This window comes from Parvibaculum sp. (assembly GCF_002684405.1).
Lineage (GTDB): Bacteria > Pseudomonadota > Alphaproteobacteria > Parvibaculales > Parvibaculaceae > Parvibaculum.
On record NZ_NYVD01000021.1, the window covers coordinates 1 to 14,843 of the forward strand.

The window sequence follows — 14,843 nt, forward strand, 5'->3', positions numbered from 1 at the left end:
AAAGCGCAAAATCCTGAAAGACGAACCCGACATTGCGCCTTTCCGGCGGCAGGTGGAGCCCCTTCCCCTCGACCGCGCGTCCGTCCAGCTCGACCGTGCCGCTCCAGGGCGTTTCAAGCCCCGAAACGATGCGCAGCAACGTCGTCTTGCCGCAGCCGGACGGCCCCAGCAGGCAGGTCACTCCCTGGCCGGCAACCGACAGCGACACGCCGTCGATCACGGCGCGCCCCTCATAGCCGTGCCTCATATCCTCGACCCGCAGCGCGGTCGTAGCGCTCACATCAATACCTCTGTTTCAGGGCTCGCGCCGAAGTCCCGCGCTTTCGTGATCGCCCGGCTGATGATGAGGACAGGCAGTAGACCTGCCAGCGCAATGGCGAGCGAAGGAAGAGCGGCCTCGGCAAAACGCTCGTCGGCCGCCAGAGAATAAGCCGTCGTGGCCAGCGTGTCGAAGTTGAAAGGTCGAAGCACAAGCGTTGCAGGCAACTCCTTTATCACATCGACGAAGACCAGCAGGATCGCGGTCAACAGGCTGCCGCGAATGAGCGGCAGGTGGACATCGCGCAGCGTTCCCGTTGCGCCCCGCCCCAGCGTTCGCGCCGCCATGTCGAGCGACGGCCGCAAGCGGCTCAGCCCGCTTTCCACGGTGCCATGCGCCAGGGTCAGGAAACGCACCAGATAGGCAAAGAGAAGCGCCGCCACCGTGCCGGACAGGATAAGCCCGACCGACACGCCGAAAGCGCTCTCCATGAAACCGTTGACCGTACGGTCGAAAAAACCGAAGGGCACGAGAACGCCGATCGCCAGGACCGCACCGGGGACTGCATAGCCGAAACTCGCCGCGCGCGCGGCCAGCGCAGCCGGGCGGGAAACGCCGAGCCGTGTCGAATAGGCCAGCCCCACCGCAACCGCGACGCAGAGAAGTGCCGCTGCGCCGCCCAACGTCACGGAGCGCAACACCAGGGCCGCGAAATCCAGCGACAAGGCTGTTGAAAGCCTGGCACCCGACAGCCTTGCGAGGATGATCGCCGGTAACAGGAAACCGAAGAAGAAAGGCAGAAAACACAACAGGGATGCGCCCGCTCCGCGCCATCCGTACAGCCTTTGCCGTGGCGGCGACTTCATCCGGGATGTCTGAACGTAATAGGCGCGGCGTATGCGGCCCCTGCGCTCCAGCCAGACAAGACCTGCAATGAAGACCAGCAGCACCAGCGCAATCTGCGCGCCGCCCGCCGCATCGCCCATTACCAGCCAGACATTGAAGAGACCGGTCGTGAGCGTTTGAACCGAAAAAAGATCGACCACGCCGAAATCGCTCAGCGTTTCCATCAGGCAGAGCATTATCCCCACCATGATGGAAGGCCAGGCAAGCGGCAGCGCCACGCGCCGGAACGCATCCCATTTCGTGCAGCCCAGCGTGCGCGACACTTCCAGCGCGCAAAGCGACTGCTCCAGGAACGCGGTGCGCGCCAGAAGGTAGACATAGGGAAAGAAGCTCATCGTCATCACGAAACCCGCTCCCCCGAGGGAGCGTATTTCGGGAAACCAATAGTCACGGGGTGTCTGCCAGCCGAACAGATCGCGCAACGTCCCCTGAACGGGCCCTGCATATTCCAGAAGATCGGTATAGACGAAGGCAACCACATAGGCGGGCATGGCGAGCGGGAGAAGTAATGCCCATTCGAGAAATCGGGCACCTGGAAAATCGTGCATGGTGACAAGCCATGCGCAGGCGGTACCGGCGAGGAAAACGCCGATCCCGACAAGCACCGCCAGCTTGATGGAGTTCAGAACATAGCCGGGCAGCACTGTCTCCCAGAGATGCTGCCAATTGTCGCCGATGCCGCCGGTGAGCGCGATCCAGGCTACCGCCGCGACCGGAAACGCAACCAGAAGCGCCACAAGCAATGTGAGACCGGAGCGGGCACGCTCGGAAAAGAGAGGCGGACCGGCATCCATCCGCCCCGCTTTCCGCCCGGCACCCCGCCACCGAGGCGCCAGTTTCGCCATGTCAATCAAGCATCAGGGCCCTGCGTTGAAGTCCACTTCGTTGACGAGCCTCAGCGCCTCGTCATGCAAGTCGGCGATCACGGCGAGGTCGACCGTATCGGCCTTGAACTCGCCCCAGCTCGCTACCGTATCGGACCATGGAACGCCTGGTTTCACCGGATATTCGTAGTTGGACTGCGCATAGATTTCCTGGGCCTTGTCCCCGGAGAGGAATTCCAGCAGCGCCACGGCCTCTTCACGGTTGTCGGCACCCTCAAGTACCGTCGCTCCGGAAATGTTCACATGCGCGCCCGCGCCATTCTGGTCGGGAAAGATAATGTAGGCGGCTTCGGCCCATTTCCTCTGTTCGGGATCGGCCAGCATCTTGCCCATGTAGTAGGTGTTGCCGATCGCCAGATCGCACTGGTCTTCATAGATGGCTTTCACCTGGGCACGGTCATTGCCCTGGGGCCTGCGTGCGAGATTGGCCTTCACACCCCGCAGCCATTCTTTCGTCCGCTCTTCGCCATGTCGCGCAATCATGGCGGCGATCAGGCCCAGATTATAGGGATGGTCGCCGGGACGGATGCAGATCCGTCCTTTCCATTTTTCGTCGGCAAGCCCCTGATAGGTCGTCAGCTCCCCCTCCGGCACACGGTCCCTGGACGCATAAACGACACGAGCGCGCTGGGTAAGTCCCCACCATTTGCCGTCTTCCTGACGATACTGCGCCGGAATATTGGCCGCGAGCGTGTCCGTCATGACGGGGGCCGCAAATCCCGCTTCCTGCACCTCCACAAGGCGCGGCAGATCCGAGGTGAGGAACATGTCGGCGGGACCGGCCTCGCCTTCCGCCTTCAGCCGTTCGAGAAGCCCTGCCTTCGCGTAGACCATGTTGACCTCGATACCGGTCTGCTCGGTAAAGGCCTCGAAGAGAGGTTCCATCAAATAGGGCTGGCGGTAGGAATAGACATCGACCTGCCCTGCTTCCTCCGCGGAGACGGAGCGAATTTCGCCCAGGAGAAAGCCCGCAGCCATTGCGGCTGTTCCGATCAGCAGAACGGCGAGACGGCGTTTGCGGCGGTGACTTTTCATGTCGGCGTTCATGGCATCCTCGGAAGCTATGCAATTGCATCCTTTTTATTGCGGATCATTCTTAGTAACAAGAACAAAGGCAACATTCGGCCCGCTTCCGGGCCAGTTCCGGCAGTGATACCCAAAAACAACAGTCAGATTTCTATTATCGGGTAATAACGCTGTTACCCTTCTCTGAGACATATATCGGACCTAAATAGGTCGCATATATCGAAACAATATACGCGACCGGCCATTCCACGGCCGGTTCCGCAAGGGAACAAGGCGATTTCTCCCCGATGCAGGTATCCACGCTTTGCCTGGGAGCGCTCATGCTGGGCGACTCCACCGGATATGAGATCAACAAGCTGTTCGAGGACGGCTTGTTCAGCCATTTCCTGGATGCAAGCTATGGCTCCATCTATCCGGCCCTTACGCGCCTGACCGAGCAAGGCATGCTCACCTGCACCGCCGAAGCCCAGGACGGCAGACCCGACAAAAAGGTCTATTCGCTCACCGCCCGCGGGAAGAAGGCACTTCGCGAGGCGCTGATGTCCCCGGTGTCCCCCGACAAGCACCGCTCCGAGTTCATCTTTGCCTCCATCTTTGCCGCGATGCTTCCCGGCCAACGCGTCGCGGAACTGGTCGATGCGCAGCTTGCCAATTGCCGTGAAGACCTTGCCCGTATCGAAGACGCCCTCGCGTCCGATATCGATTGTTCATCCAAGCGCTTCGTCCTCGGCTACGGACAAGTCGTGATGAAGGCATCCATCGAATATCTCGAAAAACATCGACAAGACATCGAGGCAGCCGCCTCCCCCGAAACAGCGCCGGACGGTGCGGGCATTCCGGCCTGAACCGGATAAGACATTCAGAAATCGGTTGGTTACATGAAACGCTCATACCTTATCGCCCTCATCATCGGCGCCGTCTTCATCGTCTGGATCGGTCTCGGCCTGATTTTCGGCAATGACGACTCGCAGACTGCGCAAAAAGATGGCTCCGCGGGCGCACAGGAAGAACTGGTCGGTGTACGCGTTATCAAACTGACGGCGCAACCCAAACGCACCTCGATCGTCATTCGCGGCCGGACGGAAGCAAAACGCGCCGTGAAGGTGCGCGCGGAAACGGCAGGCAACATTGCCGATCTGCCCGTTGAAAAAGGTCAGTTCGTGAAGAAAGGCGACACGCTCTGCAAAATCAGCGTGAACGCCCGTCAGGCCCGGCTCGATGAAGCCAGGGCGCTCGTACAGCAGCGCCGCCTCGAATATGACGCCGCCCGCAAGCTCGCTGCCAAGGGCTATCGCTCGGAGACTCAGGCCGCAGGTACAAAGGCTGCCTATGACGCCTCCAAGGCACAGCTCAAACAGATGGAAGTCGAACTCGGCAATACCGATATCGTCGCGCCCTTCGACGGCATTTTCGACGACCGGGACGTGGAAATCGGCGACTTTCTCGCCATCGGCCAGCCCTGCGGCCTTATGGTCCAGCTCGATCCCCTGAAAGTGACCGGACAGGTCGCGGAAGACAAGGTGAGCAATCTCCAGGTCGGAACGACGGGCATGGCGCGGCTTGTCACCGGTGAGAAGGTGGAAGGTAAGATCATCTTCGTCGCCAAGACGGCGGACGCGGCCACGCGTACCTTCCGCGTCGAAATGGAAGTGCCCAACCCCGACCGCAAGATGCGCTCCGGCGTAACGGCGGAGATCGTGGTTCCGAGCCAGCCCGTCATGGCCCACCTTGTCCCCAGTTCGGTGATTTCGTTGAACGATCAGGGCGTCATCGGCGTGCGCACGGTAGACGACAATGATCGCGTGCAGTTCTACGAGGCCCAGCTGGTGGACGACACACCGGAAGGTCTGTGGGTTTCCGGCCTGCCGGAAACGGTGCGGCTCATCACCGTCGGGCAGGACTATGTCACCAAGGGACAGAAGGTCCGGGTGGAACTCGATAGCAAGAGCGGAGCTTCATCGTGAACCAGTTCATCGACGCGGCGCTCAATCGCTCGCGCACCGTCATCACGACGCTTGTTCTGCTGATCCTCGCAGGCACGCTTGCCTATGTAACGATCCCCAAGGAAGCAGACCCGGATATTCCCATTCCGGTGTTCTTCGTTTCCATCATCCACCAAGGCATTTCACCGGAGGATTCCGAACGCCTGCTCGTCCGCCCCATGGAGACCGAGCTACGCTCGCTGGAGGGACTGGATGAAATGGTGTCGACGTCCGCCCAGGGGTATGGCGGAATCCTGCTCAAGTTCGACGTGGACTTCGACAAGGAAGCCGCGTTGCAGGATGTGCGCGACAAGGTCGACCTCGCCAAGGCAAAGCTTCCCGACGACACGGAAGAGCCCGTCATCAACGAATTCAACACATCGTTGTTTCCGGTTCTGATCGTCACCCTGTCGGGCGATGTGCCCGAACGCACGCTCTACAATGCTGCGCGCAGCCTGAAAGATGAGATCGAAGGCGTGCCGACCGTGCTCTCCGCCGACCTGGTGGGCAACCGCGAGGAATTACTCGAGGTCGTTATCGATCCCGCAAAACTCGAGTCCTACAACATCTCGCAGCAAGAGCTCATCAATGCGGTGACTCTCAACAACCGACTCGTCGCGGCCGGTAACATCGATACCGGTCAGGGCCGTTTCTCTGTGAAGGTGCCCGGCCTCTTCGAAACACGTAAAGACGTGCTGAACCTGCCGATCAAGGTGTCGGGCGAAGGTGTGGTAACGCTGTCTGACGTGGCCGATATCAGGCGGACCTTCAAGGATCCGGACAGTTATGCCCGGTTCAACGGCAAGCAGGCCATCGCTCTACAGATTACCAAGCGCATCGGCACCAACATCATCGACAACAACCAGCAGGTCCGGGACGTTGTCGCCAAGTTCACGAAGAACTGGCCCGGCGCCATCAAGGTGAATTTCTCGCTCGATGCGTCGGACTGGATCAATCGGTCCATCAGTTCGCTGCAGGCCTCGATCCTGCTTGCCATCGTGCTGGTGATGATCGTGGTGGTGGCCGCGCTCGGCTTGCGTTCCGGCCTGCTGGTCGGCTTTGCCATCCCGACCTCTTTCATGATCGGTTTCTTTTTCCTGCAAACAGCCGGTTACACCGTCAACATGATGGTGATGTTCGGGCTGCTGCTGGCGGTGGGCATGCTGGTCGACGGCGCCATCGTGGTCGTTGAATATGCCGACCGTAAAATGGCCGAGGGTATGCACCGGCAGGAGGCCTATGGCCTGGCGGCAAAACGCATGTTCTGGCCGATTGCTTCTTCCACGGCGACAACGCTCGCGGCTTTTCTGCCGCTTCTGCTCTGGCCGGGCGTCAGCGGCAAATTCATGTCCTACTTGCCGATTACGCTGATCGTCGTGTTGTCGGCCTCTCTTCTAACGGCCCTCATCTTCCTGCCCGTCGTCGGGTCGATTTTCGGCAAAGCCGATGATGCGGACAGCGATACGCTGAAGATGTTGGCGGGGGCGGAGACCGGCGATATCCGAGGCCTGCCCGGCCTTACCGGTAAATATGTCCGGCTTCTGGACCGGCTGCTGCCGCATCCCGGCAAGGTCCTGCTTGCCACGATGTGCGTGCTGGTGGGGACAATCGTGCTCTACAGCATCTTCAATCACGGCGTCGAGTTCTTCGTCGACACCGAGCCCGAACAGGCAACTGTGATGGTGAGCGCCCGCGGCAACCTCTCAGCGAAGGAAACGCTACGATTGTCGCAGGGGGTAGAAAAGATCGTTCGTGATACGGACGGTGTGGACACGGTATTCACGACCGCAGGCCCGGGGCTTGGCGCGGGTGGACGACGTCCGGGAAGCGGCGGTGGCGGCGAAACGCCGAAAGACCTCATTGCCCAGTTGTTCGTCGAGTTGAAGCCCTATGAGCAAAGGCGCAAGGGCGCGATCATTCTGCAGGAAATCCGCGACAAGACCGCGAAGCTTGCCGGCATCAAGGTCGAAGTCCGCAAGCAGGAAAACGGCCCGCCGACCGGCAAGGACGTTCAGGTCCAGCTGACCGGGTCGAATTATGCCGACCTTGTCGAGGCTGCGGGAAAGGTACGCAAGCTGCTCGAAAACGATGTCGAAGGGCTGATCGACTTCGAAGACAGCCGTCCACTGCCCGGTATCGAATGGGTTATGTCGGTGGACCGCGAGATGGCTGGCCGCTTCGGCACGGATGTAACTTCGGTCGGTTCTGTCATTCAGCTTGTCACCAACGGCATCCTCGTCGGGAAATACCGCCCGGACGATGCGCAGGATGAAGTCGACATCCGCGCACGCTTCCCGGAGCAATACCGGGTGATCGACCAGCTCGACCAGCTTCGCGTGCAAACACCGCAAGGTCAGGTACCGCTCTCCAACTTCGTGAATCGCGAGGCGGAACCGCAGGTGACGACGATCGAACGCGTGGACGCTATGCGCCGCATCATGGTGAAGGCGAACACCGCCACGAACCCTGAAACGGGCGAGAAGGTTAACGTCAACGCCAAGGTTCTGGAAATCAGCCAGAAGCTGGAAGGGGTCGATTTGCCGCCCAGCGTACGTGTGGTTTTCCGCGGCGCGAACGAAGAGCAGCAGAAGTCGGCGGCGTTCCTTGGGAAGGCTATGATCGGTGCGCTGTTCCTGATGTTCATCATCCTGCTGACGCAGTTCAACAGCTTCTACCACTCATTCCTGACGCTCTCGACGGTTGTCCTGTCGACCGTGGGCGTGCTGCTCGGCATGCTTGTCACCGGGCAGCCCTTCTCCGTCATCATGACGGGCACGGGCATTCTGGCGCTGGCCGGTATCGTGGTGAACAATTCCATCGTGCTGATCGATACCTACCAGCGCTTGCTGCATGACGGCATGGAGCCCGTTGAAGCGACACTGCGCACGGCAGGACAGCGCCTTCGGCCGATCATGCTGACGACGATCACGACGATGTTCGGCCTGCTGCCCATGGCATTGCAGATCAACATCAACTTCTTCGGGGCCCATGGGTTGCCGGAAATCGAACTTGGCGGCCCGGTGGCAGCCTGGTGGGTGCAGCTTTCGACTGCCGTTATTTTCGGCCTCGGTTTTTCCACGCTCCTCACACTTGTGCTGATTCCGATCCTTCTGGTGGCGCCCGATCACTGGCGTCAGCACCCGATTTGGCTCTGGCGGAAGATGAAGGAGCTCATCCACAGGCTGATGGCGCGCATCCGGCCTGCAGGCGGGTCCCATCAGCCGGCGGATTAGGGAAGTCAGGCCAACACACACGAAAAGTCGGGTCTTGACCCGCCTTTTCTCGCTTTTAGGATCATATCGGAGCGGGTGGGCGCCGAAATAAGGACAGAGAAGCCCTTTTGACTTGCAAGACCGTCCTGGCAGCCGCGGCCGGCATTGTGACATGCGCCATTGCCGGGGCGGTCCATGCCAGTTCCATCCAGCCCTCCGGCGAAGGCGACAATCCGGGCATTTCACCGGAAGCGCGAGCGCCTGCTATGTCTCAGCCAGACAGCACGGAACCGGGCACCTCATTTCACCTTGGCGGCGCCATCAGGGTGAATGCCTTTCGCAAGAGCTGGGAGAGTGCGCAGAAGCGCCGGAAACTCTCCAGGAATGTGCGGCTGGACGCGGTCATGCTCGACCTCGACTTCCAGTCGGGGCGATGGGACGGCTCAGCGCAATATCGCGTCTATTACTATAGCGATACCGGCAGGACGACCCATTTCCCTCATCATGCATGGGTGGGATACCGGCTGGACGACCGACAGAAAATTCAGGCGGGTATCCAGAAAGTGCCTTTCGGCCTGCTTCCCTTCGCCTCCAACAACTTCTTTTTCTCCCTCGCCTTCTACGCAGGCCTTGAAGACGACTACGACGCAGGTATCAGCTACCGACGACGACAAGCCGGATGGGTTTTCGACGCCTCCTATTTTCCGGCCGACGAAGGAAGCTGGGGCGGCAACAGCAACGACAGTGCGCGCTATTCCTACGATATCGTCTCCGATGGTGTCCGAGAGAACCGCGAACGACATCAGATCAATCTGCGGCTCGCCCGAGAGTTCGCATTCGACAATGGCATCCATGGCGAAGCCGGTCTGTCATTGCAATACGGCCTGTTGCCGAATGGTATTACCGGGCGGAACGGGCATCAGGACGCGGAAGCCGTTCACACCAATCTTCGCTATGGAAACTGGAACCTTAAAGCGGAGGCCATCCGCTACCGCTATGACGTAGAAAATCCGGCATACCAGGATGACAGATATGTTGTGATGGGCGCCTACGACTTCCCTTATCACGTCGCGGCAAGCGGCCAGATATATGTCGCCAGCCTCAGCCATAGCTGGGATATCCCGGGAAGTCTGCTCGACAGCATCACCGTCTATAGCGACTACAGCTATTTTTTGAAGACCGAAAGCGGCTATTCGGACAGCCAACAACAGGTGTTCGGCGCCGGGTTCGACTTCGATGGCCCGCTCTATGTCACAACCGACATCGCGCTCGGTCAGAACAACGCCTATATCGGTCCCGATTTCACCAATGCCCTGGCCGCGGGTAATCGGGACAGCGGCTGGTCGAGCCGCCTCAATCTCAACGTCGCGCTTTACTTCTAGGACCCGCCACCAGCCGGCCCCGGTGCATTCATCACGGTACGAAAGCCGAGATGGCTCGTGGGCAGATCCACTTCCTGAGGCTGACGTGCTGCGGCGCGGTAACGCATGCAATAGTTCGGCGCGCAAAGATAGGAGCCGCCCTTGATGACGTAACGCGCGACCGGCGCAGCGTCACCCCGTGCCCCGCCGCCGTTGAAATCGTCGGCAGGCGTATAGTCGTGGCGCGAGGCATAGCGGCTCGACGTCCATTCCCAAGCATTGCCGATCATGTCGTACAGCCCCAATGCATTGGGCTTGTAGCAGCCCACAGGCGCCAGCCCGATGAAGCCATCATCGGCCTTGTTGATGACCGGGAAAATGCCCTGCCATGTATTCGCCTCGACGGGCTGGCGGGAGGGGTGCTGGTCGGGATGGCTTTCGGGATCCGCGGCACGCGCAGCCCATTCCCATTGTTCTTCGGTGGGAAGGCTCCTCCCCTTCCAATCGGCATAGGCCAGAGCATCCTCATAAGCGAGATTCATGACCGGAAAGGAACCCCGCCCCTTAATATCGGTATCGGGGCCGCCCGGATGGCGCCAGTTCGCACCCGGCACGAATTGCCACCATTGGGAGATATCCCCCAGGCCATTCACATCGTTGGGCATGATGAAGACGACGGCGCCAGGCATGCGCATCTTCGGCGGCAGGTCGGGATGCATACGGGGGTCCGCGCCCCGCTCCGCCCTTGTGACATACCTCGTCGCGGCGACGAATTCGGCAAACTCGTCGTTTGTCACTTCGGTACGGTCCATCCAGAAGCCGGAAACGACGACGGATGTCGGCGGCCCTTCTTCCGGGTAAGCCATTCCGCCCATGCGATACTCGCCTGCGGGCACATATGCCATCCCGGGATGAGAGCTGTCGGCGCCATTTTCATGCGGGCAGGACAAGGGAGCGCGCGCCGCCATCTGCGCCGTGCTCCATGCGCTCCCGAACCAGAGCGCGGCCAGGAGAAGCGACACGAGAGCCGCTCCTCCCGCCAGCCAGCCAAGCATCGCCGTCCTTGTCATCTTCGCTCCGGAAATTTCAGTTCGACCAGTAGATATACTCATCCGTCGGCTTGTCCGGTTCTCCCAGAGGGTGATCGATGGGGATCGGTCCCTCCAGCAGCGACGGCCAGAGCGGCTTTGCCTGATTGCTGTCGACCTCCGCCAGCATCGCCTTCATTTCGGCGAGCTTTTCCGGCTCGCTCCCGGCCATGTTGACCTGCTCCGTCGGATCGTTTCGCAGGTTGAAAAGCCAGTCCTTTTTCGGTTTCTCCGAAACCTGGAGTTTCCAGTCGCCGGACAGCAGAACCTTGTAGTCGCCGGAGCGCCAGAAAAGCGATTTATGCGGATTATCCGCACTTTCTCCGTCGACATATTGCAGCAGGTTGCGGCCATCCATGACGCGGTCCTCCGGCTCGGCGGCCCCGGCGGCAGCTGCGGCGGTTCCGAAAATATCCACATGCGCCACCGGTTCGTCATAGTGGGTACCGGCGGAGAGCTGCGCCGGCCAGCGCATGAAGAAGGGAACGCGGATGCCGCCCTGAAAGAAAGTCGCCTTCCAGCCGCGATAGGGTTTGTTGATATCATCGAGGCCGATGTAGTGGGCGCCGCCATTGTCGCTGGTGAAAATCACCAGCGTGTTTTCGTCCAGCCCGTCCTTCTTCAACTGCTCAAGCACTTTGCCGACACCACGGTCGAGCGCGCGGATCATTGCCGCATAGACACGCAGGCGATGGTTCTCGATCCCCGACAAGGCATCATAGTCCGACTTCAGGGCCTGAAGCGGCGTATGCGCCGCGTTAAACGAGAGATACATGAAAAAGGGCCGGTTCCGGTTCGCATGGATCGCTTTCGCGGCTTCGTCGGCCAGATAGTCGGTCATGTATTGCGCCGGCTTGAAGCGGGGCCCGGTATCCTTGCGGACCGCGAAAGGCAGGTTTGCCCAGAGGAACCGATCGATGGGGTCGAAATCCTGACGCGAATTGACGACGCGGGGGTCGTCCGGATCCAGAAACATCGAGGCGCCGGGGAGGAAGCCCAGAAACTCGTCGAAGCCTTGCGATTGCGGCCGCGATGTCGGCGTTCCGCCCAGATGCCATTTGCCGAGTAAAAGCGTGCGGTAGCCTCTCGTCTTGAGAAGCTCGGCAATTGTGACTTCTTCGGCCGGAACACCAAGCTTGTTGGGATCGTCCGGCCACTCCGCCACGCGTTCTTCGTGAAAGACCGGTTTCCTGATCTGCTGATCGTTGGAGAAGGTGCCGACAAGACGCTCGAACGCCACCGGCGCGGGCGTGAACTCGAAGCCGAAACGGGTGGCGTAACGCCCCGTCATGATCGCCGCGCGAGAGGGCGCACAGGTGGCGTTACCCGCATAACCTTGCGTGAAATCCACGCCGTCACGTCCGATGGAATCGATATTTGGCGTGGGCACCGCCCCGCCCGCGACCCCACCGCCATTGAAGGTGATGTCGTTATATCCGAGATCGTCCGCGAGGATTACGACGATGTTCGGCGCGCGCTTTTGTGCCGGTACGCTCGCGGTCTCCGGCCCCTCTTCCCAGGCCACCGTCTGCGTCGGCCCGATGGGGTCGCGCCATTCAGCCAAGAGGCCCGGCACATAGATCCAGTATTTTGAGGCCACGACCCAGCCGACGATCAATATGGCGATCGTCGCGCCGGTCCAGATAGCGACACGCTTGCTCATCCCTGCTCCTCCTCCAGCCGGCGTTTCCGCCAAATTAATGCATTACATTAATTTATGAATGCGGATAGGGCAACAGAAAAGCCCCGGCCGTTTCCCGGCCGGGGCTTCACTTGTGAGAACCTGACGCTTTACGCGATCGTCAGAAGGAATAGGACGCAGACATGCTCACAAAATCCTTGTCATAGGAGGCATTGCGATAGTCGGCGCCGAAATTGGCGGTGTAATCCATGCCAAGCTTGTAGGTGTCCTGATAGTTGGCCGTGACACCCGCCGTGACCGCCATCTTGCCCTGCACGAAGCCCGGACCGATGGGGCCCGCGGAATAGCCCTGCACATCATGGCTCCAGACGATCTGGGGAGAGAGCGTCCAGGCGCTCCCGAAGGCGGAGTTGTAGTCCAGCCGTGCCAACAGCCGATAGCCCCAGGAGAACTGGCTGGCATATTGCGGCGAAAGGGAACAGGTGCCCTGGCGGTTGCAATCATCGCCGAAGGTTTTCGCTATGCCTGCGGCAGGATGGGATTCGCTGGAGCGGGGAATCGCGAAGCGGTTCCCTTCCGCATCGGGCAGCCACTGCACCCCCGCATTCGCGACAAGAATGAGGAGATCGGCGTTGGTGAACTTCACAACCGGATTGGACGGCGTCAACGTGCTGAGCGTATAGAGCTGAGCATGAAGCGCCTTGGTCCGGCGATACCCCTGGATCACGTCACCGGGAGCGACGGGCGGCCCGGTATAGTAATCGGGCTGGCCGGGACCTGCCGTGTAGCCGAAATTCTCGGCGTCAACACCCATCAACTCTGTCGTGTCCAGCTGGAACGGCATGTTGGGGTAAAAGGCGATATCACCCGAAAGAGCCGTACCGTTCAGAATGTTCATGGTGGTGTTGAAACTCGCCCCGAACATCTTGATGTCTTCCGGGTACTGCGCAAGCAGCTTCTTGTTGGCACCGGCGGCCTCGGCGAACATGGCCTGCGACACCGACACCGGACGGTTCGCATCATCCTGCACAGGACCGTTCGCCGTGCAGCCAGGACCGTTCAACGTCCCGGCGCCCGGCGGACATGCCACCTGAAAGACTGTCGTCGCGGTGGTCGGGGTCGACGCCGTGAAGGTGCCGATCGGCAGCTTCGAATGGAAATTGACGAAGTAGCCGGCGAGTTCCGTGCCGTAGTTCAGCCAGTCAGCATAGTAGCGCAGCGCGAGACCGTACTGGCCCTGCTGGCGGGCTTCCTGCGAGGCAATCCTTTCGATGGTCGCAGTCGGCGAATAGGACGTGCCATCACCATTGTTGTAGACCTCGCCGCCACTCAATGCATAGGCACAGCCATCCGCCAGAGCATCGCTCGGCGAGAAAAAACTGCCGCAAGCGGGAAGCTTGCTCTTGTTCCACTGGAAGGCGTACCAGCCTTCGAAGGTGAAGCCGGCCGGCAACCCGATGCTGGTGAAAGCCGTCGCCTGAGGCAGGAAAATTTCCTTCAGCTCCACACCCGGCTTCACATACGCCGAAACATCCAGCGGCAGGTAGGACGACACGCCACCCGGGATCAGCAGACTTTCGCCCCAGTTTGTCGCCTGACGACCTATGCGAACCGTGGCCGGCATGTCGAACAAATCGAAATTCGAATAGACGAACGCATCGAGCAATTTGAAGTCCGTGGCCTGGAGATTACGCGCATCGTCGCCCCGGAACTCATCTTCGAGCGGACGACGCTGGTTAGGCGACTTAACCGGACCGTATTTACCGCCGCCATTTCCAAGGACGTTGTCGCCGACATAATCGTAAGCAGCCTTGCCGCGCACGAAGGCACCGAAATTCCGCCATGTCACCTCCATCTCGGAAATGCCTTTGACCGGCGCCGAAATGAAGTCCCACTGCTCGACGTTCACATTGCCGTCGTCGGAATTCACGTCATAGTCGGTATTACCCGAACCGTAGCAGCCACCATTGAAGACGGAGATATAGGCACAATTCTGCTTGCTCGTACGTATGCTGGCACTAGCGGACAAGGTCGTGGAGAGGTTCACATTGAACTCTCCAAACTTGTATTGCAGTGCCTGGGCCGCGTTCGGTAAGGCCATCGCCAGCAACATCGGCAGCAGGCTGATTTTCCACATGTACTTCATTACCAAAATTCCTGTAATTCTGGAGTTTCGCTCAGGAGCCATGCTGCTCAGGGCAGGACCGCAAGGGATTTGCTGATGTCCTCGAGCGGCAGAGTGTTGCCGACCACGCCCAAGCCGGAACCCAATACGACGGGGAACACAATGTCGCCTGCCGTCTGACCCCCCGGAAGGGGCGTATTTGTCAGCTGATTCACGAGCGAGACCGCCGGAACGAGGACCGGCTGAAGCTGATCGAGCGGCAGCGCATCCAGAGGCAGCGCAGAGAGCGGGCTGTCGCCGCTCCCGCCCGCGCCAAGCGCTGTGAGAAGAAGCGGCTGGAGCAGCGGAGCGGTGTCGC

The 14,843-nt window shown here is 60.2% G+C and carries 11 protein-coding genes; 4 read left to right on the plus strand and 7 right to left on the minus strand.

The window, feature by feature from the left end; translation table 11 throughout:
- From CMI59_RS01800 to CMI59_RS01810, 3 genes are all read right to left on the minus strand, one after another.
- Positions 1 to 280 (minus strand): ATP-binding cassette domain-containing protein (locus tag CMI59_RS01800; RefSeq protein WP_293323896.1); only part of this gene is annotated, 280 nt, incomplete at its 3' end.
- On the minus strand, positions 277 to 1,959 hold the full coding sequence (locus CMI59_RS01805; protein WP_293323899.1) for an iron ABC transporter permease: 1,683 nt from the start codon (positions 1,957 to 1,959) through the stop codon (positions 277 to 279). The genes CMI59_RS01805 and CMI59_RS01800, both read right to left, overlap by 4 nt.
- A 63-nt stretch (positions 1,960 to 2,022) precedes the next feature.
- The gene (locus tag CMI59_RS01810) at positions 2,023 to 3,096 is read right to left on the minus strand and encodes a Fe(3+) ABC transporter substrate-binding protein (protein ID WP_293323901.1); all 1,074 of its coding nucleotides are present in this window, start codon (positions 3,094 to 3,096) and stop codon (positions 2,023 to 2,025) included.
- Between the two features lie 299 nt (positions 3,097 to 3,395).
- Between CMI59_RS01810 and CMI59_RS01815 the strand changes: the two genes are divergently transcribed.
- The 4 genes from CMI59_RS01815 (at position 3,396) to CMI59_RS01830 (ending at position 9,651) form a co-directional block, all read left to right on the plus strand.
- On the plus strand, positions 3,396 to 3,920 hold the full coding sequence (locus CMI59_RS01815) for a PadR family transcriptional regulator (RefSeq protein ID WP_293323904.1): 525 nt from the start codon (positions 3,396 to 3,398) through the stop codon (positions 3,918 to 3,920).
- Positions 3,921 to 3,953: 33 nt separating this feature from the next.
- Complete coding sequence (locus CMI59_RS01820) at positions 3,954 to 5,039, plus strand: efflux RND transporter periplasmic adaptor subunit (protein ID WP_293323907.1); 1,086 nt, start codon at positions 3,954 to 3,956, stop codon at positions 5,037 to 5,039.
- The gene (locus CMI59_RS01825) at positions 5,036 to 8,290 is read left to right on the plus strand and encodes an efflux RND transporter permease subunit (protein ID WP_293323909.1); all 3,255 of its coding nucleotides are present in this window, start codon (positions 5,036 to 5,038) and stop codon (positions 8,288 to 8,290) included. The genes CMI59_RS01820 and CMI59_RS01825 overlap by 4 nt, the downstream gene beginning before the upstream one ends.
- A gap of 245 nt (positions 8,291 to 8,535) precedes the next feature.
- Entirely contained in the window at positions 8,536 to 9,651 is a 1,116-nt protein-coding gene (locus tag CMI59_RS01830; RefSeq protein ID WP_293323912.1) for a porin, read from the plus strand.
- On the opposite strand, the gene CMI59_RS01835 is transcribed toward CMI59_RS01830, so the two are convergent.
- The 4 genes from CMI59_RS01835 to CMI59_RS01850 all read right to left on the minus strand — a co-directional run.
- The gene (locus tag CMI59_RS01835; protein WP_293323915.1) at positions 9,648 to 10,700 is read right to left on the minus strand and encodes a formylglycine-generating enzyme family protein; all 1,053 of its coding nucleotides are present in this window, start codon (positions 10,698 to 10,700) and stop codon (positions 9,648 to 9,650) included. The two genes, CMI59_RS01830 and CMI59_RS01835, sit on opposite strands and share 4 nt — an antisense overlap.
- Before the next feature lie 16 nt (positions 10,701 to 10,716).
- Positions 10,717 to 12,381, minus strand: coding sequence for a sulfatase-like hydrolase/transferase (locus CMI59_RS01840; protein WP_293323918.1), 1,665 nt, complete (start codon positions 12,379 to 12,381; stop codon positions 10,717 to 10,719).
- A 139-nt stretch (positions 12,382 to 12,520) separates the two neighbouring features.
- Positions 12,521 to 14,506 carry a DUF1302 domain-containing protein gene (locus CMI59_RS01845; protein WP_293323920.1) on the minus strand — a complete coding sequence of 662 codons (1,986 nt, stop codon included), beginning with the start codon at positions 14,504 to 14,506 and terminating at the stop codon, positions 12,521 to 12,523.
- A 47-nt stretch (positions 14,507 to 14,553) separates the two neighbouring features.
- A partial coding sequence (locus CMI59_RS01850; RefSeq protein WP_293323923.1) for a hypothetical protein occupies positions 14,554 to 14,843 on the minus strand: 290 nt, incomplete at its 5' end.

Excerpts from the sequence above, each read along its gene's own strand:
- CMI59_RS01805 (WP_293323899.1), bottom strand. The coding sequence starts at position 1,959 with ATGGATGCCGGTCCGCCTCTCTTTTCCGAGCGTGCCCGCTCCGGTCTC.
- CMI59_RS01810 (WP_293323901.1), bottom strand. The coding sequence starts at position 3,096 with ATGAACGCCGACATGAAAAGTCACCGCCGCAAACGCCGTCTCGCCGTT.
- CMI59_RS01815 (WP_293323904.1), top strand. The coding sequence starts at position 3,396 with ATGCTGGGCGACTCCACCGGATATGAGATCAACAAGCTGTTCGAGGAC.
- CMI59_RS01820 (WP_293323907.1), top strand. The coding sequence starts at position 3,954 with ATGAAACGCTCATACCTTATCGCCCTCATCATCGGCGCCGTCTTCATC.
- CMI59_RS01830 (WP_293323912.1), top strand. The coding sequence starts at position 8,536 with ATGTCTCAGCCAGACAGCACGGAACCGGGCACCTCATTTCACCTTGGC.
- CMI59_RS01835 (WP_293323915.1), bottom strand. The coding sequence starts at position 10,700 with ATGACAAGGACGGCGATGCTTGGCTGGCTGGCGGGAGGAGCGGCTCTC.
- CMI59_RS01840 (WP_293323918.1), bottom strand. The coding sequence starts at position 12,381 with ATGAGCAAGCGTGTCGCTATCTGGACCGGCGCGACGATCGCCATATTG.
- CMI59_RS01845 (WP_293323920.1), bottom strand. The coding sequence starts at position 14,506 with ATGAAGTACATGTGGAAAATCAGCCTGCTGCCGATGTTGCTGGCGATG.